Annotated in this window: 21 protein-coding genes and 1 riboswitch; of the genes, 11 read left to right on the plus strand and 10 right to left on the minus strand. The window is 62.7% G+C overall.

Annotated features, from left to right (window positions below; translation table 11 throughout):
- Window positions 1–81 precede the first annotated feature (81 nt).
- Window positions 82–624, plus strand: coding sequence for a transposase (locus IEW17_RS16365; RefSeq protein WP_188563139.1), 543 nt, complete (start codon window positions 82–84; stop codon window positions 622–624).
- Window positions 625–990: 366 nt separating this feature from the next.
- Window positions 991–1,953 carry a lipid A deacylase LpxR family protein gene (locus IEW17_RS16370; RefSeq protein ID WP_188563140.1) on the plus strand — a complete coding sequence of 321 codons (963 nt, stop codon included), beginning with the start codon at window positions 991–993 and terminating at the stop codon, window positions 1,951–1,953.
- 19 nt (window positions 1,954–1,972) lie between these two features.
- On the opposite strand, the gene IEW17_RS16375 is transcribed toward IEW17_RS16370, so the two are convergent.
- Window positions 1,973–2,989, minus strand: a complete 1,017-nt coding sequence (locus tag IEW17_RS16375; protein WP_229749067.1) for a DMT family transporter — start codon at window positions 2,987–2,989, stop codon at window positions 1,973–1,975.
- A 138-nt stretch (window positions 2,990–3,127) separates the two neighbouring features.
- On the opposite strand from IEW17_RS16375, the gene hemA reads away from it, so the two are divergent.
- Entirely contained in the window at window positions 3,128–4,399 is a 1,272-nt protein-coding gene (gene hemA / locus IEW17_RS16380) for a glutamyl-tRNA reductase (RefSeq protein WP_188563141.1), read from the plus strand.
- A gap of 174 nt (window positions 4,400–4,573) precedes the next feature.
- Here the strand turns inward: hemA and IEW17_RS16385 are convergent, their stop codons facing one another.
- The 3 genes from IEW17_RS16385 to fdhD form a co-directional block, all read right to left on the minus strand.
- The gene (locus tag IEW17_RS16385) at window positions 4,574–7,156 is read right to left on the minus strand and encodes an FdhF/YdeP family oxidoreductase (protein ID WP_188563142.1); all 2,583 of its coding nucleotides are present in this window, start codon (window positions 7,154–7,156) and stop codon (window positions 4,574–4,576) included.
- A gap of 131 nt (window positions 7,157–7,287) precedes the next feature.
- Window positions 7,288–7,623 carry a DUF7009 family protein gene (locus IEW17_RS16390; protein ID WP_188563143.1) on the minus strand — a complete coding sequence of 112 codons (336 nt, stop codon included), beginning with the start codon at window positions 7,621–7,623 and terminating at the stop codon, window positions 7,288–7,290.
- 99 nt (window positions 7,624–7,722) lie between these two features.
- On the minus strand, window positions 7,723–8,592 hold the full coding sequence (gene fdhD, locus IEW17_RS16395) for a formate dehydrogenase accessory sulfurtransferase FdhD (protein WP_188563144.1): 870 nt from the start codon (window positions 8,590–8,592) through the stop codon (window positions 7,723–7,725).
- 284 nt (window positions 8,593–8,876) lie between these two features.
- Here fdhD and IEW17_RS16400 point away from each other — a divergent pair, with 284 nt between their 5' ends.
- The 6 genes from IEW17_RS16400 to IEW17_RS16425 all read left to right on the plus strand — a co-directional run bounded on the left by IEW17_RS16400 (window position 8,877) and on the right by IEW17_RS16425 (window position 17,692).
- Window positions 8,877–9,497, plus strand: coding sequence for an RNA polymerase sigma factor (locus IEW17_RS16400; protein ID WP_229749068.1), 621 nt, complete (start codon window positions 8,877–8,879; stop codon window positions 9,495–9,497).
- Between the two features lie 239 nt (window positions 9,498–9,736).
- A complete protein-coding gene (locus IEW17_RS16405) occupies window positions 9,737–10,768 on the plus strand; it encodes a FecR family protein (RefSeq protein ID WP_188563146.1) in 1,032 nt (343 codons plus the stop codon).
- A gap of 53 nt (window positions 10,769–10,821) precedes the next feature.
- Window positions 10,822–13,950, plus strand: coding sequence for a TonB-dependent receptor (locus IEW17_RS16410; RefSeq protein ID WP_188563147.1), 3,129 nt, complete (start codon window positions 10,822–10,824; stop codon window positions 13,948–13,950).
- Between the two features lie 156 nt (window positions 13,951–14,106).
- Window positions 14,107–15,015, plus strand: coding sequence for an AEC family transporter (locus IEW17_RS16415; RefSeq protein ID WP_188563148.1), 909 nt, complete (start codon window positions 14,107–14,109; stop codon window positions 15,013–15,015).
- A 96-nt stretch (window positions 15,016–15,111) separates the two neighbouring features.
- On the plus strand, window positions 15,112–16,440 hold the full coding sequence (locus IEW17_RS16420; protein WP_188563149.1) for a cation:dicarboxylate symporter family transporter: 1,329 nt from the start codon (window positions 15,112–15,114) through the stop codon (window positions 16,438–16,440).
- A gap of 64 nt (window positions 16,441–16,504) precedes the next feature.
- Entirely contained in the window at window positions 16,505–17,692 is a 1,188-nt protein-coding gene (locus IEW17_RS16425) for a putative sulfate/molybdate transporter (RefSeq protein WP_188563150.1), read from the plus strand.
- Between the two features lie 60 nt (window positions 17,693–17,752).
- Here the strand turns inward: IEW17_RS16425 and IEW17_RS16430 are convergent, their stop codons facing one another.
- The 4 genes from IEW17_RS16430 to IEW17_RS16445 form a co-directional block, all read right to left on the minus strand.
- Window positions 17,753–18,142, minus strand: coding sequence for an acyl-CoA thioesterase (locus IEW17_RS16430; RefSeq protein WP_188563151.1), 390 nt, complete (start codon window positions 18,140–18,142; stop codon window positions 17,753–17,755).
- Window positions 18,143–18,288: 146 nt separating this feature from the next.
- Window positions 18,289–18,510: riboswitch (cobalamin riboswitch) on the minus strand.
- A 59-nt stretch (window positions 18,511–18,569) separates the two neighbouring features.
- Window positions 18,570–19,361 (minus strand): SDR family oxidoreductase, encoded by a 792-nt coding sequence (locus IEW17_RS16435; RefSeq protein WP_188563152.1) that lies wholly within the window; start codon window positions 19,359–19,361, stop codon window positions 18,570–18,572.
- A 4-nt stretch (window positions 19,362–19,365) separates the two neighbouring features.
- On the minus strand, window positions 19,366–19,743 hold the full coding sequence (locus IEW17_RS16440) for a cupin domain-containing protein (protein ID WP_188563153.1): 378 nt from the start codon (window positions 19,741–19,743) through the stop codon (window positions 19,366–19,368).
- A gap of 185 nt (window positions 19,744–19,928) precedes the next feature.
- Complete coding sequence (locus tag IEW17_RS16445; RefSeq protein ID WP_229749069.1) at window positions 19,929–21,080, minus strand: MFS transporter; 1,152 nt, start codon at window positions 21,078–21,080, stop codon at window positions 19,929–19,931.
- A gap of 152 nt (window positions 21,081–21,232) precedes the next feature.
- On the opposite strand from IEW17_RS16445, the gene IEW17_RS16450 reads away from it, so the two are divergent.
- Window positions 21,233–21,616 carry a nuclear transport factor 2 family protein gene (locus IEW17_RS16450; protein WP_188563155.1) on the plus strand — a complete coding sequence of 128 codons (384 nt, stop codon included), beginning with the start codon at window positions 21,233–21,235 and terminating at the stop codon, window positions 21,614–21,616.
- Between the two features lie 21 nt (window positions 21,617–21,637).
- Here IEW17_RS16450 and IEW17_RS16455 read toward each other — a convergent pair whose 3' ends face one another.
- Window positions 21,638–22,432, minus strand: coding sequence for an alpha/beta hydrolase (locus IEW17_RS16455; protein ID WP_188563156.1), 795 nt, complete (start codon window positions 22,430–22,432; stop codon window positions 21,638–21,640).
- Window positions 22,433–22,512: 80 nt separating this feature from the next.
- Complete coding sequence (moaA, locus tag IEW17_RS16460; RefSeq protein WP_188563157.1) at window positions 22,513–23,553, minus strand: GTP 3',8-cyclase MoaA; 1,041 nt, start codon at window positions 23,551–23,553, stop codon at window positions 22,513–22,515.
- Between the two features lie 146 nt (window positions 23,554–23,699).
- Here moaA and IEW17_RS16465 point away from each other — a divergent pair, with 146 nt between their 5' ends.
- Window positions 23,700–23,942, plus strand: coding sequence for a MoaD/ThiS family protein (locus tag IEW17_RS16465; protein WP_188563158.1), 243 nt, complete (start codon window positions 23,700–23,702; stop codon window positions 23,940–23,942).
- The last annotated feature ends 28 nt before the right edge of the window (window positions 23,943–23,970 follow it).

Genomic DNA, 23,970 nt, shown 5'->3' on the forward strand with positions numbered 1-23,970 from the left:
ACGCATCGAACACGTCTTAATGGAGGTCGGCCAAAAGTACACCGTTACTTTTGCGTGACTACTTAACATCATCTTCAATCCATGACCAGCTTCCTCACCCTGCGCCTGCACGGCACCATTCCCGCCGCCGCCGGCCGGGAGCTGCAAACCGCCCTGCGCCAGGCCCAGAAAGCCGGCACCGACCACCGCCTCTCCCAAAAACAATTCTTCGCCAGGTTCGACGCCGTGCTGGACCGCGCCCCCATCGGCCCCAGCTACTTCGAAAACGAAAAGATGGCCGAAGTGCTGGCCGGCGAAATCATGATGCTGGAAGAAACCGGCTTCACCATCCACGGTTTCGCCATTTTGCCCAACCACGCGCACGTGGTGCTGCACCTGCACGAGAGCAGCCACCTGTCCTTCGCCAAAGCCCTCGACCTGCTGCACCTGCGCACGGGCACCGCCTGCCGCCGCCTGGTGCGCCCCAAACTGCCGCCCGAAGCCGAGTTCTGGCAAGTGGGCTGGTTTGAATATGAGGTGAAAGACGAGGCCGAGCTGACGCGGGTGCTGGCCTACGTGCGCGGCAACGCCCGCCAGGCGGGCTTATCCGCCCGGTTTCAGGAGTGGCCCTACGTGAATGAGTAGTGGCTTGATAGAGTGGTTTTCAGGTCCGCAAACATCTTTAAAGGGAGTTAAGAATTAAAAGTTAAGATTGAGGCTGTTTAGTAATTTGTCAGTTGGTCATGCCGAGCGCAGCCGAGGCATCTCGCTCGAACCTTCCGGGCCGTTCAACGAAACGGGCGAGATGCCTCGACTGCGCTCGGCATGACGGTCACTTAGTTCTTTTTGAATTCCTAAACAGCTTCATTCTGTCTGTCTGCCTAAATTTTAACTTTTAACTCTCAACTTTAAACTCCGTGTGATGAAGGCAAGACTGCTTTAGCCGCGCCCTCAAACCAAGAAGCCGCCGCCCCCACGTATATCCGGCCGGAGCCGTAGCTCCAGCAACTTATGCACCCATTGTTTCTCCTGTTTCTGGTTCTGCTGGGCTTCAGCAGCCGGGCGGCCCCGGTGCCAGCCGATACGCTGCACCCCATCGGCCCCGACCGACTGCTGAGCTATACCTACGCCAACGACCTGTTTTTTCGCACCGATTACTACTTCACGCAGGGAATGACCCTCACGCTGGTGCACCCCGCCCTGGCCCGCCTACCGGTGCGCCACCTGCTACTCAGCGGCCCGAGTGGCAGCACGCAATACTACGGCCTCCGGCTGCGCTACGATGGCTTCACGCCTCTGCGCATTCAGGACCCATTCATCCGGGTCGGCGACCGGCCGTATGCGGCGTATGGCTACGCTTCTTTCTTCCGAATCAGCAACCAGCCGGCCCGGCACCAGCTGCTGACTACTGCGCTGGAACTGGGCTTCATTGGCCCGGCAGCGGGCGGCAAGGAGCTGCAAACGGCCATCCACCGCGCCACGGGCAACGCCGAGCCACGGGGTTGGGACTTCCAGATTCGCAACGCCCCCATCGTAGGATACCGCCTGGCTTTCGAAAAACAGCTAGCCGCCGCTTCAGGTCACGTCGAGTTATTGGGAACTACCGAAGCCTCGCTCAGCACGCTTTACACCTACGCCAGCACCGGCCTGCGCCTGCGGGCCGGGCGGCTAAATCCGTATTTTAGCAGCCTGGGTTTAGCGGGCCAGAGTAGCTGGCAGCTGTACGGCCAGGCCACTTTAGAAGGCCGCCTCATCGGCTACGATGCCACGCTGCAAGGCGGCCTTTTCACCAGCAATGACCCGTACACGCTGGCCGCGGGAGCCATCTGCCGCACGGTGCTGCGCAGCTCGGGCGGCTTGGTGCTGGCGCATGAGAAGCTGAGTTTCGAGGCCACCGCAACTTGGACATCGCCGGAGTTTACGGGTGGGCGCACGCACCGCTGGGGGCTGCTGGGCGTGACGGTGGCATTCTAGATAGGGTGCGGGGCGTACCCTACTTAGCCCGGTGAATAATCAGCACCCCGACCAAAATCACCCCCATGCCCAGCAAGTGCCAAAGGTTGAATGCCTCGCCATCGAACGCGCCCCAGGCCAGCGCCACAACGGGAATGAAATAGGTACTCGATGAGGCAAACAGCGCTGTGGACTGCTGAATCAGCTTATTAAACAGCACCATGGCTACCGCCGTGCTCATGGTGGCCAGCAGCGCGATGTAGCCAAACGCCACCCAGGCCCCCGGCGCCGTAGCCAGTTTATGCAGAAACCCCGTGCCCAGCAGCAAATACGCCAGCGCGGGCCCGCCAATGAGCAGCAGCAGCACCGCCGTCACGGCCATCGGCGTCATGCCACCGAGCTTGTGCTTGATGACGTTTACACTCACCCCGTAGCAAATGGTGGCAATCAAGATATAGATGCCATACCACGCATTGCCCTCGCCGGTCGGCGTGTCGGTGCCGCCGCTGCCGCCGAGCAGCAGCATGACCACCGTGCCCACCAGGCCCAGCACAATGCCCAGCACCCGCAGGCCCGTGAGCCGCTGCCCAAACAGCAGCGCGCCCACCAGCAGCGTAAAAACCGCCGTGAGGGCGTTGAGCACGCCCGCCAGGCCAGAGGCCAGCTTGGTTTCGGCGTAGGCAAAGAGGAAAGCCGGAATCAGTGTACCCACCACCCCACTCACTGCCAGCCACTTGAAGCGGCTGCGCTCCACGGTGCCCACGTGGCGCAGGGCAAACGGCAGCAGCAGCAACGCGGCTACGCTTACCCGGGTAGCGCCCAGCTCCATGGCCGAAAACACCAGCAGCCCCTTTTTCATCAGAATAAACGACGTGCCCCAAATGGCCGCCAGCGCCAGCAGCAGCATCCAGGCCACCGGCGAGGTGACGCCGGGTGTGAGCGGGCCAGCCGGAGTGGAAGCTGCTGTTTCGCTCGTATTTCCAGCCCCGCTCGGAACAACCGTGACGGACCTGGAATCGGGTGAGGAACTGGTAACGGATGGGTTTGTGGGCAGCATGGCGCAAAGGTACGCGGCCTCCGCACGGCTGCCCGCAGCTAATTGCATGGGCACCCGAACCGGAGCCTGGGTCTGGTTGTTTCATTCTTACCGATTCCTGCCGTAATTTTGTAGTCCGGTTTCGTGCCGATTCTATTTATGTCGCATCCGTTCAAGGCCGTTAGTCTCTCCTTCAAGAAAGCCCCGCTCGACATCCGCGAGCTGCTTTCGCTGGACGAGGCCGCTTGCCGTCGTTTCCTGCACACGCTCCACCACGATTTGGGTCTGTCCGACCTGCTCGTGCTGAGTACCTGCAACCGCACTGAGGTTTACTACGCCGCCGAAGATGACCGCAGCCGCGAAATCATCCTCGCCCTCGGCGACCTGAAAAACCGCCCCGACGTGGGCCAGTTCCTGCCCTACTTTGACCTGCTGCCCGAGGCCGAGGCCGCCGTGCAGCACCTTTTTGAAGTAGCCATGGGCCTTGATGCCCAGGTAGTGGGCGACCTGCAAATCAGCAATCAGGTGAAGATGGCCTACCAGTGGGCCGCCGACGCCGACGCCGCCGGCCCCTTCCTGCACCGCCTCATGCACACGGTGTTCTTCACCAATAAGCGCGTGCAAACCGAAACCAGCTTCCGCGATGGGGCGGCCTCGATGAGCTACGCCGCCCTGGAATTGGTCGAAGAGCTGACCGCCGACGTGGCCAACCCACGCGTGCTGGTGGTGGGCTTGGGCGAAATCGGGGCCGACGTGTGCCGCCACCTGGCCGCCAGCAAGGTCTTCAGCGACGTTACCATCTGCAACCGCACCCGCGCCAAGGCCGAGGCTTTGGCCGAGGAATGCGGCATGCGCCTCGTGGACTTCGAAGACCTGATGCCCGCCCTGAAAGAGGCCGATATCATCATCTCCTCCATCAACCGCGCCGAGCCCTTCTTCACCCGTGAGCTGGCTGAGAACCTCGACGTCCTCAGCTTTAAGTTTTTCGTGGACCTGAGCGTGCCCCGCAGCATTGCCGCCGATGTGGAGCAAGTGCCCGGCGTGCTGGTCTACAACATCGACGCCATTCAGAGCAAAGCCTCAACCGCCCTGCAAACCCGCCTCGCGGCCGTGCCACAAGTGCGTGCCATTATCGCCGAAAGCACTGCCAGCCTCAACGACTGGGCCAAGGAAATGATGGTTTCGCCCCTCATCCAAAAGATGAAGGCCAACCTCGAAACCATGCGCCAGGAAGAGCTGGAGCGCTACCAGAAAAAAGCCACCCCCGCCGAAAGCAAGCTCCTCGACGAAGCCACCCGCTCGCTGATGCAAAAGATTCTCAAGCAGCACGTGCTGCACCTGAAATCGGCCTGCAAGCGCGATGAAGCCGACAAGCTGGTGGCCATGCTGGGCGAGATGTTCGACTTGGAAAAGACAGCGGAAACGGTATAACCTCACCTCCGGCCCCGGTTCGCTTGAAGCGCGAAGCCCGCGGAGAGGAGAGCCAGACGATTTACAAAGAAGCCCCGACTCAAAAAATGAGCCGGGGCTTTTCGTTATCCTACAAAACCACTGCGGGCCGCCGTAGCTCCCCTCTCCGCTGGAGAGGGGCCGACGGGGCGCGGTTTACGCCATCATCTTTTCGCGCTGCTTGATGCGCTTGTCATTATTCACGGCCGTGGGTACTACCGTCACTACCACGTATTTCGAGGTGGGCGTATTGCTCACCTTGGCCACGCTGGTAATGGGTATCAGCGGGTTGGCCTCCGGGAAATACGCCGACACGTTGCCTTTCGGGATGTCGTAGGGCACGGCCACGAATTTCTCCACGGTGCGCTCCTCGCCTTCGAAATGGCTGGTGATGTCGATGAGGTCCTTGGCTTTGATGCTGCGGGCGGCCATGTCGGCCGGGTTCATGAACAGCACGCGGCGCTCGCCGTGAATGCCCCGGTACCGGTCGTTGTACTCGTAAATGGTGGTGTTAAACTGGTCGTGGCTGCGCACCGTCATCAGCACGAGCTGGTCGGGCTCAACGATATTCTTCTCCAGCGTGGTGGCGGTGAAATTGGCCTTGCCATTGGCCGTGGTAAACTTGCGCTCACGCGGGCCGTTGGGCAGGTAGAAGCCGCCGGGCTGCCGCAGCTGCTCGTTGAACTTCTCGAAGCCCGGAATCACCCGCGAAATGTGGTCGCGGATTACGTCGTAGTTCTCCGTCATGGCCACCCAGTCGGTGGTGGTTTTGTCGCCCAGCGTGGCAATGGCAATGCCGCTGATGATGGCTACTTCGCTCAGCATTTCGCCAGCCAGCGGCACCAGAATGCCCTTGTTCTGGCTCACTATGCCCATCGAGTTTTCGCAGGAAGTCATCTGGTGGCCGGACTTCTGCATGTCGATGTCGACGTGCGTGAAGCAGGGCAGCAGCAGGCTGGTTTTCCCGGTCACGAGGTGGCCGCGGTTGAGCTTAGTACCCACGAACACGGTCAGGCTTTGCTTGCGCATGCCTTCGGCGATAAACTCGGTGTCGGGGCCGGCGGCCAGCAGGTTGCCGCCCAGGCTGAAGTACACCTTGGTTTTGCCGGCGTTCATGGCCTTGAGGCTTTCCACCACGTCGAAGCCGTCCTCGCGGGGCGAGGAGAACTTAAATTCCTTCTCCAGCGCGTCGAGAAATTTGGAATGCACCCGCTCCCAGATGCCCATGGTGCGGTCGCCCTGCACGTTGGAGTGGCCACGCACCGGGCAGGTGCCCGCACCGGGCTTGCCAATAGCGCCTTTCATGAGGTGCAGGTTCACGATTTCCTGAATCGTTTCCACGCCCTTGCGCTGTTGCGTGACGCCCATGGCCCAGCAGGTCACAATTTTCTGCTTGTGGGCCAAGAGATTGGCCGCTTCGAGCAGTTGCGCACGGCTAACACCGCTGATTTCCTCGATTTCCTCCCAGCTGGTATTGTTGAGGGTTTCCACCACGGAATCAAACCCGGTGGTGAACTCCTTGATAAAGGCGTGGTCGACAACCTGGCCGGGGTTCAGCTTTTCGGCTTCGAGCAGGTGCTTCATGATGCCGCGCAGCAGGGCCATATCGCCGTCCACCCGCACTTGCAGGAACACATCGGTGAGCTGGGTGCCGTCGCCCAGCAGCGCGCCCAGGGCCCGCAGCGGGTTCATGAAATCTTGGGGATTTTTGAAAGCGACGAGGCCAGCTTCAATCAGCGGGTTTACGCTGATGATTTTGGCCCCGTTGCGCTTGGCCTTTTGCAGGGCCGAGAGCATGCGTGGGTGGTTGGTGCCCGGGTTCTGGCCGATGACGAGGATAACCTCGGCCTCGTGAATGTCGTTGAGCGTCACCGAACCTTTGCCCAAGCCCAGCGTGGGGCTCAGGGCCGAACCGCTGCTCTCGTGGCACATATTGGAGCAGTCGGGCAGGTTGTTGGTACCAAACTCGCGCACGAACAGCTGGAACAGGAAGGCCGGCTCGTTGGGCACTTTGCCCGAGGTATAAAAAATAGCCTCATCGGGCGAGTCGAGCGCATTCAGCTCATCGGCCACAATCTGAAAGGCATCGGGCCAGGAAATCTGGGAATAATGGTTGTCGCCGGGGCGCTTCACCAGGGGGTGCGTAAGGCGGCCGGTATTGTTTTGGTCGCGGTCGGTCAGGCGCGAGAGCTCGGCCAGGCTATTCTTGGCAAAAAACTCAGGGCCAGCGGCTTGGTCGTCGGCGTCGGAGGCCGTGGCTTTGGCCCCGTTCTCGCAGAATTCGGCTACCGAGCGGTGCTCGTCGGGGTCGGGCCAGGCGCAGCTCGAACAGTCGAAACCATTCTTCTGGTTGAGGCCGAGCAGGGCTTTGGTACCGCGCCCCACGCCGCCTTCGCTCCAGCTAAACTGCATGGATTTGATGACGGCCGTGACGCCCGCCGCGATTTTTTCGCGGCCTTCCAATTTGAGACCAGTCAGGGCCTCAGGTGGCTGGGCCAGCACGGGGTACAGGTACTTGGCCTCCGAAGTCGGCGGCGCGGGAATGTGCTCGTGCGCGGGCGGCGCGCCGGCACTGGCCTCGTGACCAGCCAGGGTGGGGTGGTCGGCGGCAGGAATTTCGTAGTCGGCGGCCGGGGCCACGCCCTGGTCGGGACGTTCGCCGCTTTTGGGAGCTAGCTCAGCTTTCTGCTGATGGGTCTGGCCAGCTTTGCTGGGGTCGGTGACAGGGGAATCTTCCATATGCATAATGATGAGTGTTGAATTATGAGTTGTGAGTTACGAGTTGAAACGAATGAAAAAAGAGTTAGGAGCGATTCGCGCCGATTGCCGATTTGCAACTCATAACTCATAATTCAACACTTGTAACTCACTCAGTGTCGGCAGTCCAAATCCTTTTCAACCAAAACGCGCAGGTGCTGCGCTTCGGCCAGGGATAAATTCTCAGAGAAACCGTTTTGTTCGGTATTAGCCCAAGTGGTAGCTAATGCATTGGGCACCAACACGGTAAGACCAGTGGCATCGAATCGTACCTGCACAGTGGCGGCGGCACTGGCTTCGGAGGCACGCTCCAGCGCGTAGGTCATCTGCTGCTGCGGGCCGGTCCCAAAGTGCACCACGGCGGCTACCCGGCCCTTTTGGGCAAAATCCCGCACTTCACTTTCGGAAAGGCGGAGGCGCAGGGTGTCGTCTTCAATGCGAAGCTTCATGAACAGGTCAAACGGAAATTAGTAGGTCTCAAAGTTAAACGCAAGAGCAAGCCGAGCGTTGCTTAGCTATAGCTATTGAGCAAATTTACTCATTGGCATTCAATCGCCCAGCCGCCAGCCGTGGCTGTAGATGTTGTAGCGCCCCTGGCGCACAAAGCCCAGCACCGTCATGCCGAAGCTTTCGGCAGCCTGCACGGCCAGGCTGCTCGGGGCCCCCACGGCGGCCAGCACGCCAATGCCGGCGGCGGCGGCTTTCTGCACCAGCTCGAAGCTGGCCCGGCCGCTTACCAGCAGCACGTGCTGGTGCAGCGGCAGCCACCCGGCCAGCAGCGCCGCGCCGATGACCTTATCCAAAGCGTTGTGGCGGCCCACGTCTTCGCGCAGCAGCAGCAGCTCGCCCGCCGGGGTAAACAAAGCGGCGGCGTGCTGGCCGCCGGTTTGCTCGAAGCCGGCCTGGGCGGCGCGCAGGCGCTCAGGCAGCAGGTGCACGGTGTCGTAGGCAAGGCGCGGGCCGCTGGTGGGCAGCACGGGGCAAGAAGTGGTGCGCACGGCGTCGATGCTGGTTTTGCCACAGACGCCGCAGCTGGAGCTGGTGTAAAAATGCCGCTCCATGGCCCCAAAATCAACCTTGACGTGCGCCGCCAATTCGGCGCGGGTCACGTTGCCGGCTTCTTCGGCTTTCTGCACATCGGGGCAGGGAATGATGCCCAGCACGTCGGATTTGGCTTGAATGATGCCTTCGGTGAGCAGAAAACCGGCGGCCAGCTCCTCATCGTGCCCGGGCGTGCGCATGGTCACCGACAGGGTGCGGTGCCGACGCTGGCCGTCCACTTCGTAGCCCACCCGGATTTCCAACGGCTCCTCAGCGGCCAGCTGGTCGGAAGCCGGCACGGGCGGGCCGCCGCCGCTCACCTTTTGAATGGTGGCGAATTCGTAGCTGGCGGCGGGCAATAAAATAGCGGGCTCCATAGTGGGCGAATAGCGAGATACAAATTAACGCAGGGGAGAACGAGCGGCTCCCGAATGACGAAGTGCGGCGCGGGGCGACGGCAGACCCGCAAGACCATTAGTGCGCAACTCAAACAGTACATTATAAGCGGCAGTTTGGTGCCCGATACCCCCAATGCGCCCGACAGGACCTTTTTTCCGCTTGGTTGGGCCGGCCCGTCGCGCGTGCCAGAATCGCGGTTTCGTTCCGCAATCGATTCCGGCCTTATCTTTTGGGCCAATTAGTTTTTATCACCCCGCATTCGATGAAAGTGCTGCTGTTATCGCATAAGTCTTTAGCGCCGTTGCGTACGGCCTGGGACGACGTGGCGTTGGTGCAGGCCCTGGCCCAGGACGATGAGTTGGCCTTCGCGGAGATATACGAGCGCTACTACGCCCCGCTGCACGCGCAGGCCCGCCGCAAGCTGCCCAGCGCCCACGACGCCGAAGAGCTCGTGCAGGACTTGTTCGTCGCGCTCTGGCACAAGCGGCACACCGCCGTCATTCAGCAGCTGAATGCCTACTTGTTCACGGCTCTTAAGTACCGCGTAATCGACTGCGTACGGGCCCGGCTGGTGCGCAAAAACTACGCGGCCACCTTCCCCCAGCACTTGGCTAAGCCCGACCGCGGTACCGAGGAAACCGTGGCCGCCGCCGACCTTTCGGCCGCGCTGGCCGCCAGCGTGGGCAGCCTGCCCGGCCACGCCCAGGAAGTATTCCGCCTCAGCCGTATGGAACACCGTTCGGTGCCTGAAATCGCGGCTCATTTGCACGTATCGGCCAAAACGGTAGAATACCACTTGTCACGCTCGCTAAAATTACTCCGCCTGCATCTCCGGGATTTTCTGGTGGGTGTGGCACTTTTCCACATCATAATAAGCAGTTGATTCCGCTGGCTGGCCACTGCCGGCGGCTCCGGGGCAAGTGCGCTCATGGGCAGACCTGCGCCGGAAATAAACCACACATTGTCAGCGCATTAAGCCGCCGGCTTTGAGGGGCGCGACGCACTTCCGCCGGCTTCGACCCCGGCATACTGGACTGCCCTTAAAAAAAATGTGAATCTCGCACCAGGGATGCGGGCGCTTGAATCGACTTGACCAAAGACCCACCCCCGGCCCGGCCAATCATGAAGCACGCCTACTTTGCCAGTTTGCTGAAGCGCTACTTGCACGATGACTGCACTCAGGGCGAGGCGTGGACGGTGGACCAGTGGTACGAAGCCCGCGACATGCCCCGGCCGGCCCCGGCCACTCCGGCCGAGCAAGCCGCCACCAAAGCCCGCGTATGGCAGCAAATACAGGCCCGTACCCGGCCGAGGCCGGCCGCGTGGCGCACGCCGCAGTTCCGCTGGGCGGCGGCCGCGCTGCTGGCCCTGGGTTTGGGCCTGGGCGGGCGGGTGCTGAGCCCACGCCGACTGGCCCTGGCACCCGCCGTTGCCACTATTGCACCGCCCACGGTGAGGATACGAGCGGCGGGCGGTTGGCTCACCTGCACCAACCCCACGGCCCAAACGGCACCGCTCACACTAAACGATGGCAGCACGGTGCTGCTGCAACCTCACAGCCGCCTGCACTACCCGCAACGGTTTGACGGGGCCGAACGGGTGGTAACGCTGCAAGGCGAGGCTTTTTTTCAAGTGTTTCACAATCCGAGCCGACCGTTTCGGGTGCTCACGGACAAGATAGAAACCGTGGTGTTGGGCACGAGCTTCACGGTGCGGGCCTTTCCCGGCCAGCCCGATGCGGCCGTGATGGTGCGCACTGGCCGGGTACGGGTGCGCCCGCGGCCCAACTCGCACGGCCTCGCCACCCGGCCCGGCCCCGGCCTGGTGCTCCGGCCCAACCAGCAGGTGGTATACTCGCCCCAGCTACGGGAACTACGGCCCGAGCTGATAGACGAACCGACCTTGCTGCAGACGCAGCCTTTGACGTTTGACGAGCGGCCGGTAGCGGAGGTGCTGGCCACTTTGCAAACCAGCTACGGCGTACCCATCCGCTACGACGGCGCGACCCTGGCCACCTGCACGGTGAGCCTGGGCTTCGTTCCTGCCCAATCCTTGTTCGACAAGCTCGACCTACTGTGCCAGACCCTGGGGGCCAGCTACGAGCGCGCCGACGAAACCATCATCTTCCGCAGCCGCGGCTGCCAGACGGAATAGCTCAACCGCATACGCTTCATCTCCATTTTTTCCCACCAACATTACCCTATTTCATGCTTCCAACCTTATTTTTATCGCTGGCCAGGGCCCTAAAGGCTCCCCGTGCGGCTGGCCGGCTGGCCCGCGCCACGCTAACGCTGCTGCTGCTACCCGCCGCCGCCATGGCCCACCGCGCCGCCGCCGAAGACGTGCTGGCGCGCCACCTCACGCTGCGGCTGGAAGCCCAAACCGTGAAAACGGTGCTGGCCACCATCGAAAGCCAAGTTAACACCCACTTTCTCTACAGCGAGCAGTTGATTGGGGCCGGGCGCAAGGTGAGTGTGGCCGTCGTGGACCAGCCGCTGAGCGGAGTGCTGGAAGCTTTGCTCGCCCCACTAAAAATCAAATACGAAGTGGTGACCAGCGGCATTTTGCTGGCCCCCACCGCCCCGGCGGCAGCAGCCGACCCCATTCCGGTATCGGGTCGGGTACTGGATGCGGAGGGCCAGCCCATGGCCGGCGCTACCGTGCTGGAGCAAGGCACCAACAACGGCACGGGCACCGACGGCGAGGGCCGCTTCAATCTGAAAGTACAGCCCGGGGCCACCCTGGTCATTTCAGCCATCGGCTTCAAAAGCCAGCAGCTGGCGGTGGGCGCACGCACCACGTTTGAGGTGCGGCTGGCGGCCACCGCCACCGACCTGGGCGACGTGGTGGTGGTGGGCTCGCGCGGCTTGCCCCGCACCGACGTGGAGCGCCCCTCGCCCGTGGACGTGCTCAACGCCAAAGAGCTGCGGGCCACCGGGCAGGTCGATTTGGGCCAGCAGGTGCAGTTCAACTCGCCCTCGTTCAACTCGGCCAAAACCGGCGTGAACGGCGTGGCCAACTACGCCGACCCGGCCACCCTGCGCGGCCTCTCGCCCGACCAGGTGCTGGTGCTCGTGGACGGCAAGCGCCGCCACCAGTTTTCGGCTCTGAACTTGAACGTGACCGTGGGCTCGGGCACGGTGGTGACCGACCTGAACTCGGTGCCCACGCTGGCCGTGGAGCGCATTGAGGTGCTGCGCGACGGCGCGGCGGCGCAGTACGGCTCCGACGCCATCGCGGGCGTTATCAACCTGGGCCTGACCAAGAGCACGGGCGTGGCCTCGGCGCTGTTGCAGTACGGCCTCACGCGGGAGGGCGATGGGGCGCAGTACCTGGCCGGCGCCAACTACGGGGTGAAGCTGGGCAAGGAAAACCCCGGCTATTTCAACGTAACGCTGCAGTACCAGCGGCAGGAGCAGACCAACCGGAGCGACAACTTCGTGGGCGGCATCTACAGCCCATTCAGCGCCACGCCGGCTACGCTGCCCGCCACCCCGACCGCCAATCAGCTCGCCAATGAGAACCGGATTCGGGCCGAACGCGGCCGATACCCGCAGGTGGGCCAGCCCTTTCGGGTGGGCGTATACGGCAGCAACCAGGCCAACATCTACCAAGGCTTCTACAACTTCGGCCTGCCGGTGGGCGACGGCGGCTGGTCGGTTTATTCCTTCGGCGGCTACTCGCGCAAGAACATTCTGGCCTACGGTTTCTTTCGCAACGCGCAGCCCAACAACGTCAATTTCAGCCCCCGGCACCTCGACGGCTACCTGCCCGAGCTGCCCGGCCGCTCCGACGACTACTCGACCGTGGTGGGCGTGCGCCGCAAGCTGGCCGGCGGCTGGAACCTCGATTTCAGCTACGGCTACGGCTACAACTACCTCGACCTGTTCGCCAACAAAACGGCCAACCCGTCGATGGGCGCGGACTCGCCGACTGATTTTTATGTGGGCCGCAGCACCTTCGGACAAACGACCAATGAATTGAACTTGTCGCGCAATTATACGGGGCTCTTTGGCACCAAATCGTTCAACCTGGCTTTTGGCGCCCAAGTGCGCACTGACCAGTTCATCCTAGAGAAGGGCAGCCCGGAGTCGTACTTCGTGGGGCCGCTGGCCGGCGCCCGGCCGGCCTCGCCCGGCGTTCCGGCCCGCACGGCCAAGGCCACGGGTTCGAGCGGCCGGCCCGGCATCTCGCCCGACGACGAAACCAACGCCACCCGCCGCAACGTGGGCGTGTACGTGGACGTGGAAAGCGACTTGACGGAGAAGCTGCTGCTGACCTCGGCCCTGCGCTACGAAAACTACTCCGACTTCGGCTCCAACATCTCGGGCAAAGCCGCCGGCCGCTACAAAATCACCGACGGCGTGGCCCTGCGCGGCTCCGTGAACCGCGGCTTTCGGGCGCCTTCCTTGCAGCAGATTGAAAACAGCGTGACCACCTCCACGGTGCAGAACGGTGAGATTGTGCTCACCAAGCAGCTGCGCAGCAACGACGCCCGCCTGCGCCCGCTTGGCGTGGCCGACACCAAGGCCGAAACGTCGTGGAACTATAGCGCCGGCGTGGCCGCCCGCATCTCCGAGAACCTGCTCTTCACCGTCGATGCCTACCAGATTGACATCCAGGACCGGGTCATCAACTCCGAGCGGATGGTGCGGACCGACATCAAGGCCCTGCAAACGCCGCCCTTCGCCAACTTGAACGAAATCCGCTTCTTCACCAACGCCATCAATACGCAGACCCGCGGCATTGATTTGGTGACGACCTACAAGACGGAAATCAACGACCGCAGCCGCCTGAGCGCCAGCCTGGCCCTGACGTTCAACCGGACCGAGATTTCCAAAATTGGCGACACGCCCGCTGCCCTGCAGGCCGGCACCACCAACCGGATTTTGCTGATTGACACGGTGAGCATCGGGCTGATTGAGCGGGCGCAGCCGCGGGAGAAGATTCTGGCCTCGCTCACCTACACCATCGGCAAGTTCAGCATCACGCCCCGCGCCTCGTACTTTGGCTCGGTGGTAGCCTTCGAGAAGCCGAACAACATTGCCGCCGTGGCCGCAGTAGGCACGACGCCCGCCACGCCTTTCCGCTACGTCAAGCACGTCAGCCAGGAGTTCCGCGGCAAGACCATCTTCGATTTGGCCGTGGTGTACAACCCCGTCAAGGCCGTGTCGCTGACCGTGGGTGCCAATAATTTCACCAACGTCTATCCCGACAAGGTGGACGCCACCCGCATCGGCAGCTACTCCAACGGCGAGATTCCTTACACCCGCAACGCGGCGCAGTTCGGCTTTAATGGCGCGTACTATTACACCAACTTAGCGCTGACTTTTTAGGAAGCGGTAATAAATCAAAACGTCATGCTCATCTGGCGTCCGCGCAGTCGAAGCATCTCTACCGCTTCGATTGGATTACTACCGAGGTAAAGATGCTTCGACAGGCTCAGCATGACGTTCTTTTCTACTGTTTCATCCTGACCTCACCCTCACCCCATGACCAATCTCGTCCTGCTGCTGGTGTGCCTGGCGGCGGGGGCGGCGCTGCGGCACTGGCAGGTGGTGCCGCCGGGCGCGCACGCGGTGCTCAACCAAGTGCTGCTGGCGGTGCTGTTGCCGGCCCTCACGTTTCTGCACTTGGCGGAGGCGCAATTTGACCAGCGGTTTTTGCTACCCATGCTCATGCCCTGGCTGATTTTTGGGGTGGGCTGGGCGTTCTTCGCGGCGGTGGGCAAGTGGCTGGCCCTGCCCCGGGGCACGGTGGGGGCCCTCATTCTCACCGGCGGCATCAGCAGCGTGTCGTTCGTTGGCTTCCCCATTTTTGAGCTGCTCTACGGCAAGGCCGGATTGGAAATGGGCCTGGTGATGAGTCTGGCCGGGTCGATTTTGATTTGCGTGACGCTGGGCGTGGTGGTGGGGTCGTGGTACGGGGCGGCCCGGCCCTCGTGGCGCGCCATGGGGGCCAACGTGCTGCGCTTTCCGCCGTTTCTGGCCTTCGTGCTGGCGGTGGGGGCCAACGCCCTGGGCTACCAGCATCCTGCCCTGGTGCGCGGCGTGCTCGAGAAGCTGAGCGCGCCGTTTCCGGTCATCGCCCTGCTCTCGGTGGGCCTGCAGCTGCAGCTGACGGTGCCCAAGTCGCGGGCCCGGCTGCTCAGCATCGGCCTGGCCTACAAGCTGCTGCTGGCCCCGGTGCTGGTGTGGGCCGTGTACCGCGGCCTGGCCCAGCAGCACGGGCCGGCGGTGGACCTGTGCATCGTCGGGGCCGCCATCGGCCCCATGAACACCGCCGGCACCATCGCCGACCGGTACGGCCTCGACCCGCCCCTGGCCGCCCAAATGGTGGGCCTGGGCATTCCGCTCTCGCTCCCGCTGCTGGCCCTGCTGGGCTGGTGGCTCACGCGGTGACGAACCGGGCCGGAGCTTAATTTCCCCGCTGGCGGGCACTGCGCCACCCGGCCGCCCCAGCTCCATCCTTATTCTGCTACTTCACGCTCGTTACTTATGAACTTCAAAAAAATCACTCAGAACCTGACCCTGTGGGTGCTGCTGGCCATTGTGGCGGGAGCACTGCTGGGCCACTTCGAGCCCGCCACCGCCGTGAAGATGGAGTTTTTGGGCAAGCGCTTCATTGAGGTGGTGAAGCTGTTCATCAACCCCATCATTTTCCTCACCATCACGCTCGGCATCAGCACGATGGGCGACCTCAAAAAGGTGGGCCGCATCGGGGGCAAGGCCCTGCTGTATTTTGAAGTGGTGACCACCCTGGCCCTGTTCATCGGGGTGGCGGTGGCGGCGCTGGTGCGGCCCGGCGACGGCGTGTCGGTGGGCAAGCTCAGCACCGACAAAGTGGGTGAGTTCACCAAGCGGGCGGGCGATTTTTCGTGGGGTCACTTCCTCGCCGACAACCTTACCCTGCAGGTCCTCATCATCGCCATCGTGCTGGGCGTGGTGCTGAGCAAATACGCCGGCCGCAAGCCCATCATTCACTTCCTCAAGGGCGCGTCGAAATACGTGTTCCGGGGGCTGCACTTCGTGATGCTGCTGGCGCCCATCGGGGCGTTTGGGGGCATGGCTTTCACCATCGGCAAGTACGGCATTGCCACGCTGCTGCCGCTGGGCAAGCTCATGGTGACGGTGTACCTGACCATGGCGGTGTTTATTTTTCTGGTGCTGGGGGCCATTTTGCGCTCCTGCAACATCGGCATGTGGTCGTTTTTGAAGTACATCAAGAAGGAGCTGCTGATTGTGCTCGGCACCTCCTCGTCGGAGGCCGGCCTGCCGGGCCTGATGGAAAAGCTCGAGAACATGGGCTGTGCCCAGCCGGTAGTGGGGCTGGTGGTGCCCACCGGCTACTCGTTTAACCTGGACGGCACCACGATTTACCTCTCGCTGGCCACGTTGTTTCTGGCCCAGGTGTTCCACGTCGAACTCTCCGGGGGCCAGATTCTAACCATGATGGGCATTCTCATGGTCACGAGCAAGGGCGCGGCCGGGGTGGCGGGCAGCGGCTTTGTGGTGCTGGCCAGCACGCTCACGGCCATGAAGGTGATTCCCGTGGAAGGGCTGGCCCTGCTGCTGGGCGTGGACCGGTTTATGTCGGAAGCGCGTTCCATCACCAATTTCATCGGCAACGGGGTGGCCACCATTTTCCTGGCCCACAACGAAGGGGCCCTGGACCACGACATGGCCGCCGATGCCCTGGGCAAGCGCCTGAAGCCCCTGCGCTTCCGCCGGCGGGGCCTCACCAGCGGCGAGTACCTGGGCGAAGTAGCCGAGCAAGTGGCCGAAGCCGAGGAGCGAGCGGCCGAGAAATCGGCCCCGCGCCCCTAGCCGCCGGTCCCGCGCTCGCAGCCGCCCCCGCTGCCCGACCTTTGCCCGGCCAACCCCGCTCGCCGTGCTCCCCTCCTCCCCAATTCAAACCGAACCCCGCCCCCCGTCCCGCCGCCCGCCCCTTCGCTTCGACCGCAACGAGGTGGCCGGCGCGTTTGGCGACCTCGGCACCGATTTGCCGCTGCTCATCGGCGTCATCGCGGCCTCGGGCGTGGACAGCGCCGGGGTGCTCATCATGTTCGGGCTGATGCAGGTATTTTCCGGGCTTTGGTACCGGATGCCCATGCCCGTGCAGCCGCTCAAGGCGTTCGCGGCGCTGGTTATTGCCCAGAAAATCCCCGGCCGCATCATTTTCGGAGGTGGGCTGGCCATTGGCATCAGCATGTTTTTCCTGTCGGTAACCGGGCTGATTGATGCGCTGGCGCGGCTGGTGCCCAAGCCGGTGGTGCGCGGCATCCAGTTCGGGCTGGCCCTGCAGCTAGCCACGCTGGCGCTCACCAAGTATGTGGGCTCGGATGGCGCGGCCGGCTACGCGCTGGCGGCGGCGGCTTTCACCGTCACGGTGCTGCTGTTTGGCAACCGGCGCTGGCCGGCGGCGCTCATCGTCATTGCGCTGGGCGTGGCGTATGCGCTGGTATTCAAGCTCGATTTGGCTACGGCGGAGCGGGCCGTGGGCCTGCACCTGCCCACCTGGCACCTGCCCCAAACGGCCGATATTCTCACCGGGGCCGTGCTGCTGGCGCTGCCCCAGATTCCGCTGTCGCTCGGCAATTCCATTCTGGCCACCAGGCAGGTGGTGCACGACCATTTCCCCGAACGCCAGCTCAGCGTCCGGCAAATCAGCTTCACCTACGCCCTGATGAACTTAGTGAACCCGTTTCTGGGCGGCTTTCCGGTCTGCCACGGCTCGGGCGGCCTGGTGGGGCACTACGCGTTTGGGGCGCGCACGGGCGGCTCGGCGGTCATCTACGGCGGCATTTTTCTGGTGATGGGCCTGTTTTTCAGCCAGGGATTTGCCGAAGTGGTGCAGATTTTTCCGCTGCCGGTGCTGGGCGTGCTGCTGCTGTTTGAGGCGCTGTCGCTGGCCACGCTGCTGCGCGACATCAGCGGCGAGCGGCGCGATTTGCTGGTGTCGCTGCTGGTGGGCCTGCTCTGCGCCGGCCTGCCGTATGGCTACCTCGTGGGCCTGCTGGTGGGCACGGCCGTGTACTACGCCATGCAGCGCGGCTGGGTGGGGCTGGGGAAATTTTAGCGGTAGCACAACGCTTTAGCTGGTGCCGATTGGCACTTTCGACACCAGCTGAAGCCTGGGCTACGCCGCCAATATTCGCACGGGCCGTTTGTGCTCGTCGACCGCGACGAAGGTAAAAAGACCCGTGACGGCCTTGTGGCGGTCCTCGGAGTACATCTGCTCCACAAATAGCTCGACGCGCACCTTGAGGCTGGTTTTCCCCACGTGCTCGATGCTGGCCACCAGCTCAACCAGGGAGCCGCCGGGAATGGGATGCGTGAAATCGACCCGCTCGGAGGACACCGTCACCATTTTCAGACGCGAAAACCGCGTGGCCGCGATGAAAGCCACCTCGTCCATGAGCATGAGCGTGGTGCCGCCAAACAACGTATCGTAGTGATTGGTGGTGTTGGGAAATACGGCTTTGAAGATGCGCGTTTCGGCGCGGGCAATGCGGTCGGCAAGTAGCATGAGTTGGGGTAAAACAGGGTGAAAATGGCCCTCTGCCTGATTTCAAGCCCCGTTTTCAGTAGCCGACCACCGGCCGCACCACGCCACAGCTGCGCCTAGGGCGCAGCGGCACGGCACCGCCGATGCCAGCCCCAAAGCGCGAGGGCAGCATCACTCGGCGGCCGGCAGGTCTCCTGACTTATTTCGGGCCGGCCCCGTCCTTCTCGGTCCGCCGGGGCGGGCCAATGGGCTTGTGTGGGGCGGCCTGTTCCGACGTATTAGGCCGGGAAACTCACAGTAGCGCGTCTGTTCGGGAGTTGCACCCGATTCCCTCTTAATTCCCGTCGGCGCCAAAGCCCCGGCCGGAAACCGTCCGCTGATTGAAGGAAATCAAACCAAGAACCAACAGAACGAAGGTACGGGATGGAGTCGGTCGCTCACCAAGCCCTTACAGCAGCGAGCGAATCCAGCCGCCATCAACCGGCACCGACGTACCCGTGATGTAGCTGGCCCGCTCCGAGCACAGAAACGCGGCCAGCGCCGCAAACTCCCGCGGCTCGCCCAGGCGGCGCATCGGGATTTCGGCTTCCCAGCGGGCCGTGGCGTCGGCCGCCGAAATACCTTCCCGCGCCGCCGCCGCCTCGGCCAGGCTCACCACGCGCTCGGTGCGGGTGTAGCCGGGCAGGATGTTGTTGACGGTGATGCCGAACGGGGCCACTTCGGTTGCCAGCGTACGGGCCATGCCCGTCACGGCCGCCCGCAAGCTGTTGGAAAGCATCAGATTGGCCACCGGCTGCTTCACCGAAATGGACGTGATGTTGAGAATGCGGCCCCAACCCTGGGCTTTCATGCCGGGCAGCACGGCGCGGGTCAGCTCCACCACGCTGGTGAGGAGCAGGTGGGTGGCAGCCTGCCATATTTCCGGGCTCAGGGCGTCGAAGGTGCCGGCGGGCGGGCCGCCCGCGTTGGTCACCAGCACGTCTACGCGGCCGAACCGGGCCAGCGCGGCCTGCACCACGCGGGCCACGTCGGCGGGCTCGGCCACGTTGGCGGCAATGCCCAGCACGGGCACGCCATGGGCTTTCTCGATGGCGGCACAGGTGGCTTGCAGCTCGTCGTTGCCGCGGGCGCACAGCACCAGCGACGCGCCTTCGGCGGCCAGCTCTTCGGCCACGGCGCGGCCCAGGCCCTTGCTGGCCGCGGCTACCAGGGCTATTTTTCCATTCAGTCCGAGGTCCATGAGGCTATTTCAGGCGCAGGTAATCGTCCGATTTGTCGAGCCAGTCCTGGCGGGGCGGGCTGAAGATGTCCACGTCGAGCGTGTCTTCCAGCGCCTCGGCCGTGTGCGGCACGTTGGACGGGATGTGCAGCACCTCGCCCGCGCGCACGATGATTTCCTCGCCGTCTTCCGCGCCGATGTTAAAGCGCAGGGCTCCCTCCAGGATGTAGGTAATCTGTTCGTTTATGTGGTGATGCAGCGGCACGACGCAGCCTTTTTTGAGGTAGACGTGGGCCAGCATCATTTTATCGCCCGTGATGAGGCGGCGCGAAAGCTGGTCCGACAGCTGCTCTTTGGGCATATCGTCCCAGGCGTATTTGGTTACTTGACTGGCGGTTTCCATTGGGGTTTTGGGGTTAAAAGAGTTTTGGTTGAGTTGTTAGAACGCATTCGAAAGAACGTCGTGCCGGGCGGCGCCGGGGCATCCCGCGTGCAATAGTACTCCAATCGGTGAACGATGCAAGTGATATGCCCCGGCTACGCTCGGCACGACGGGCTGTTTTCTCCTCCCCTACCCGCCCCGCCCAGCTACACCCGCACCCGGCTGGCCACCGCCGATACGCACAAGCCCATCAGGGCAATGAGCGCAAACGACACCCGCAGGCTGCTGGCCCCGGCCACAAAACCAATGACCGGCGGCCCCAGCAAAAACCCAAAGAAGCCGATGGTGGACACTGAAGCCAACGCCATACCGGCCGACATCCGCGTGGATTTTCCGGCCGCGCTGTACACCAGCGGCACCACCGCCGACGTGCCAAACCCCACCAGCAGAAACCCCAGCAGCGCCGTGCCCAGCGTGGGCCGCAGCACCGCAATCAGCAAGCCCGTGGCCGTGAGCAGCCCACTGAGCTGAATGACGCGCCGGGCTCCCAGCCGCCCAGCCAGCCAGTCGGCCCCGAAGCGGCCCAGGGCCATGGTGCTCATAAAAGCCGTGTAGCCGGCGCCCACCCAGCCCTTTTCGGCCAGCACCACTTTCTTGAAATAAACCCCGCTCCAATCGAACATAGCGCCCTCGCAAATAAGCGCGCAGAAAGCAATAGCGCCAAGGCCGAGCAACTCCTTGTCGGGCTTCACGAAAATGGGCTGGTCGGGGTCCGCGCCGCTGTCTTCGGGCACGGTGTAGCCGGCGCTCACTACCAGACCAGCCACAATAAAGGCCGCGATGAACAGAAAATGCACGCCCGGGGCCACCGCGTGGCCAATCATAAACGAGCCGACCGCCGCCGCCACAAAGCCCGCCAGGCTCCACAACCCGTGAAACGAGGCCATAATGGGCTTGTGCTGGTACAGCCGCTCCACGCCCACGGCCTGGGTATTCACCGAAATATTGGTCAGGTTGCCCCCAACGCCGAAGATGACCAGGCACGGCAGCAGCTGGTAGAGGTTGGTGGCCCAGCCCAGGCCCACCAGCGCGGCGGCGTAGAGCAGCACGCCCCACAGCACCACTTTGCGGCTGCCTTCCTTGGCCACCAGCCACCCGGCCAACGGCAACGACACCAGCTGCCCCAGCGGAATGGCCAGCAGCACGCCGCCCAGCCCGGCCTCCGAAATACCCATCGTTTGCTGCACACTCGGAATGCGCGAGGCCCAGCTGGCGAAGCACAGCCCCAGCAGAAAGAACAATGCGCCCACGGCCAGCCGGTGGGTTTTGCGGGAAATACGGCCGGTTGGAACAGTCAATGAAATCATCCTAAATCAAGCACACGGTACTGGCGCAGACAAGCAGCGCACTACTTTCCGTAAAATTAAGGCTCCACAACGCCTCCTACCAGTTAGAAGTTGCTGCTGCAGCTACCGCGCGCTTCTTTTTCAGCTTCCTCGTTTCATAAGCCATGAACAGCCCCGAGCACAACAAGCAAACTGCCATTGCCTTTTACGAGCTGATGTTCAACGACTGCCAGCCTGCTGAAGCCCTGGCTCGCTACGTCGGCGAGGAGTACATTCAGCACAACCCGCACGTAGCCGATGGCAAGCAGGGCTTTCTGGATTATTTCCTGCGAATGCAGGCCGAGTACCCCGGCAAGCGCATGCGCGTGGTGCGCGCCGTGGCCGAAGGTGACCTGGTAGTGCTGCACTGCCACCAAACTTGGCCCGGCGACCACGACTACGCCGGTATCGACATCTTCCGCTTCGACGCCAATGGCAAAATAGTGGAGCACTGGGACGTGCTGCAAGTAGTGCCAGCAGGGGCGCAGCATGAGAATACGATGTTTTAAATCAGCCGAGCTGCTACTCTGCTACTGCAGCAGCTTGGCCAATTCACGCTGATACTGTGGGTTGTCAGTCATGCCATTGTGCCCCGCGTCGGGTAGCACAATCAGCTTGTCCGAAGGCTTGAGCAGCGCCTTTAGCTTGAGCGACGAACCGGCGTAGATAACCTCGTCGCGGTCGCCGTGAAACAAGACGATGGGCGCGCGCACCTGCCCAATCAGCTCGTTGGTGGGCAGTGGGTACCGTATCAGAAAACCCGGCACAACAGGGTATAAATGCGTCGCCAGGTCGCGCATACTAAAATACGGGGCCTGCAGAATCAACAGCTTGGGGTTTTGTTGGGCGGCCAGCCAGGTAGCCGGGCCCGTGCCAACGGAGTAACCCAAAATAACGGTTCGGCTTTCGGGGTATTCGGGCAGCAGTTGCCGATAGCCCATCAGCACGTCGTTCAGCAGCTGCGCTTGGCTAGTGATTTTGCCGCCGCTTTTGCCGTAGCCGCGGTAGTCGAGCAGGAAGACATCGTAGTGCAGCTTGGTGTAGGTAGCGGCCGCATCGCCCCAGGTATTGAGGGCTCCGCCGTTGCCGTGCAGGTAGAACACCAGTCCTTTCGAATTCGGCGCTTTGAACAGCAAGCCATGCAGCCGGGTGCCGTCGGTAGTCGTTGTCCACCGCTCCTCAAACTGGCCCGGAAACTGAAACTGGTAGCCAACCGGTAAGCGGTAGGGAAAGAACAACAGGCTTTCCTGCTTGATGTAGAGCGCACCACACAGCACCGCGTAGAGCATAAACACAACTCCGAATACAATGGCAACAATCTTCATGAGCGGCAATCCGAAGGCAACAGCTTCGGCGGCACTCAAGGTAGATAGCTGGGGCGCAATAGCACTTAACTGCGGGTATTTTACCCCCCAATCGTGGCCATGCTCTCGAAGCTGAGCTGGTGCAGGGGGCGCTGCCGCTCCGCCTCGAAGCCATTGGCCGCCCGGTAGCGGAAAGCGTCGCTCAGCGCGGCCGTAATGTCGGCATCCGAAGCGCCGCCGCGCAGCAGGGCGCGGGTATCGAGCACGCCCTGGTCGTAGAGGCAGGTTTTGATGCCGCCTTCGGCCGTGAGGCGCAGGCGGTTGCAGGTGCCACAGAAGGTGCGTGAATACGCCGCGATGATGCCCACCGTGCCCTGGTGCCCGGCAATGCGGTATTCTGAAGCGGTGGCCCCGGCCGGCATGGCCACGGGCGTGAGCGCCCCAAAATGCTGCTCCAGGTGCTGGCGGATGCGGACGTGGTTCCACGGCAGCGAGGCCGGGCCGGCTTCGTGGCTGCCCCCGTTGAAGGGCATTTCCTCGATGAAGCGCACATCAACCGGCAAGTTGCGGCTGAGGTCGGCCAGCGGAACAAGGTCGTCGATGTTTTGCCCATCCATCACCACAGCGTTGATTTTCACCTGAATGCCGGCCTCCAGCAACGCGTAGAAAGTCTCCATCACCTTCGGCAGCTCGTCGCGCCGCGTGATGCTGGCAAACCGGGCGCGGTCCAAAGTGTCGAGGCTGAGATTCACGGCCTTCACGCCCAGGCGGGCCAGGGCGGGCACGTGCGGCGTGGTAAGCACACCGTTGGTCGTCAGGCTAATATCGTCGATTCCCGGCAGCTGAGCCAGGCGCTCCATGAAGGGCACCAAGTCGCGCCGTACGAAGGGCTCGCCCCCGGTCAGGCGCACTTTGCGCACGCCCATGGTGGCCAGCAAACCGGTGAGGCGCAGCATTTCCTCATAGGTCAGCAGCTGCTGCTTGGGCATATACTTGATGCCTTCTTCGGGCATGCAGTAGAAACAGCGCAGGTTGCAGCGGTCCGTCACAGCCAGGCGCAGATATTCCAGCGGCCGGCCGTGTTGGTCGAAGAGGGGCGTAACGGCCGGCGGCGTGGCCGGGGAGAGTAGAGATGGAAGCACTTTTATCACCAATTTTGTCGGACTATACCTTAGACAGCCGGTCCGCAACAAACCCCTAACACGTAAAAGGTGTTCAAGTCCCGAGCAACGCCCTGGCCTGAATGGCTCCCGCACGCTGATATTCGCCCAAAACTTACACCGAAGATATGTCTTTAAAAATCGCCCTGTTCGGAATCACCCGCGAAATCGTGGGCACGTCCGTCATTGAGTTGCCGGCCCCCGCTCCCGCCACCGTGGGGGCGCTGCTCGACGAGTTGCGCAAACAATACCCCGCCCTGGGCGAGCTGCGCAGCTGCGCCGTAGCCGTAAACAACGAGTACGCCAGCAACGACCAGGCCCTGCACACGGTCGATGCAATTGCCCTGATTCCGCCCGTGGCCGGCGGCTAGATTTCAGTTAGCAGTTATCAGCAAGCAG

Origin of the sequence: Hymenobacter frigidus, from assembly GCF_014640435.1 — a bacterium.
Lineage (GTDB): Bacteria > Bacteroidota > Bacteroidia > Cytophagales > Hymenobacteraceae > Hymenobacter > Hymenobacter frigidus.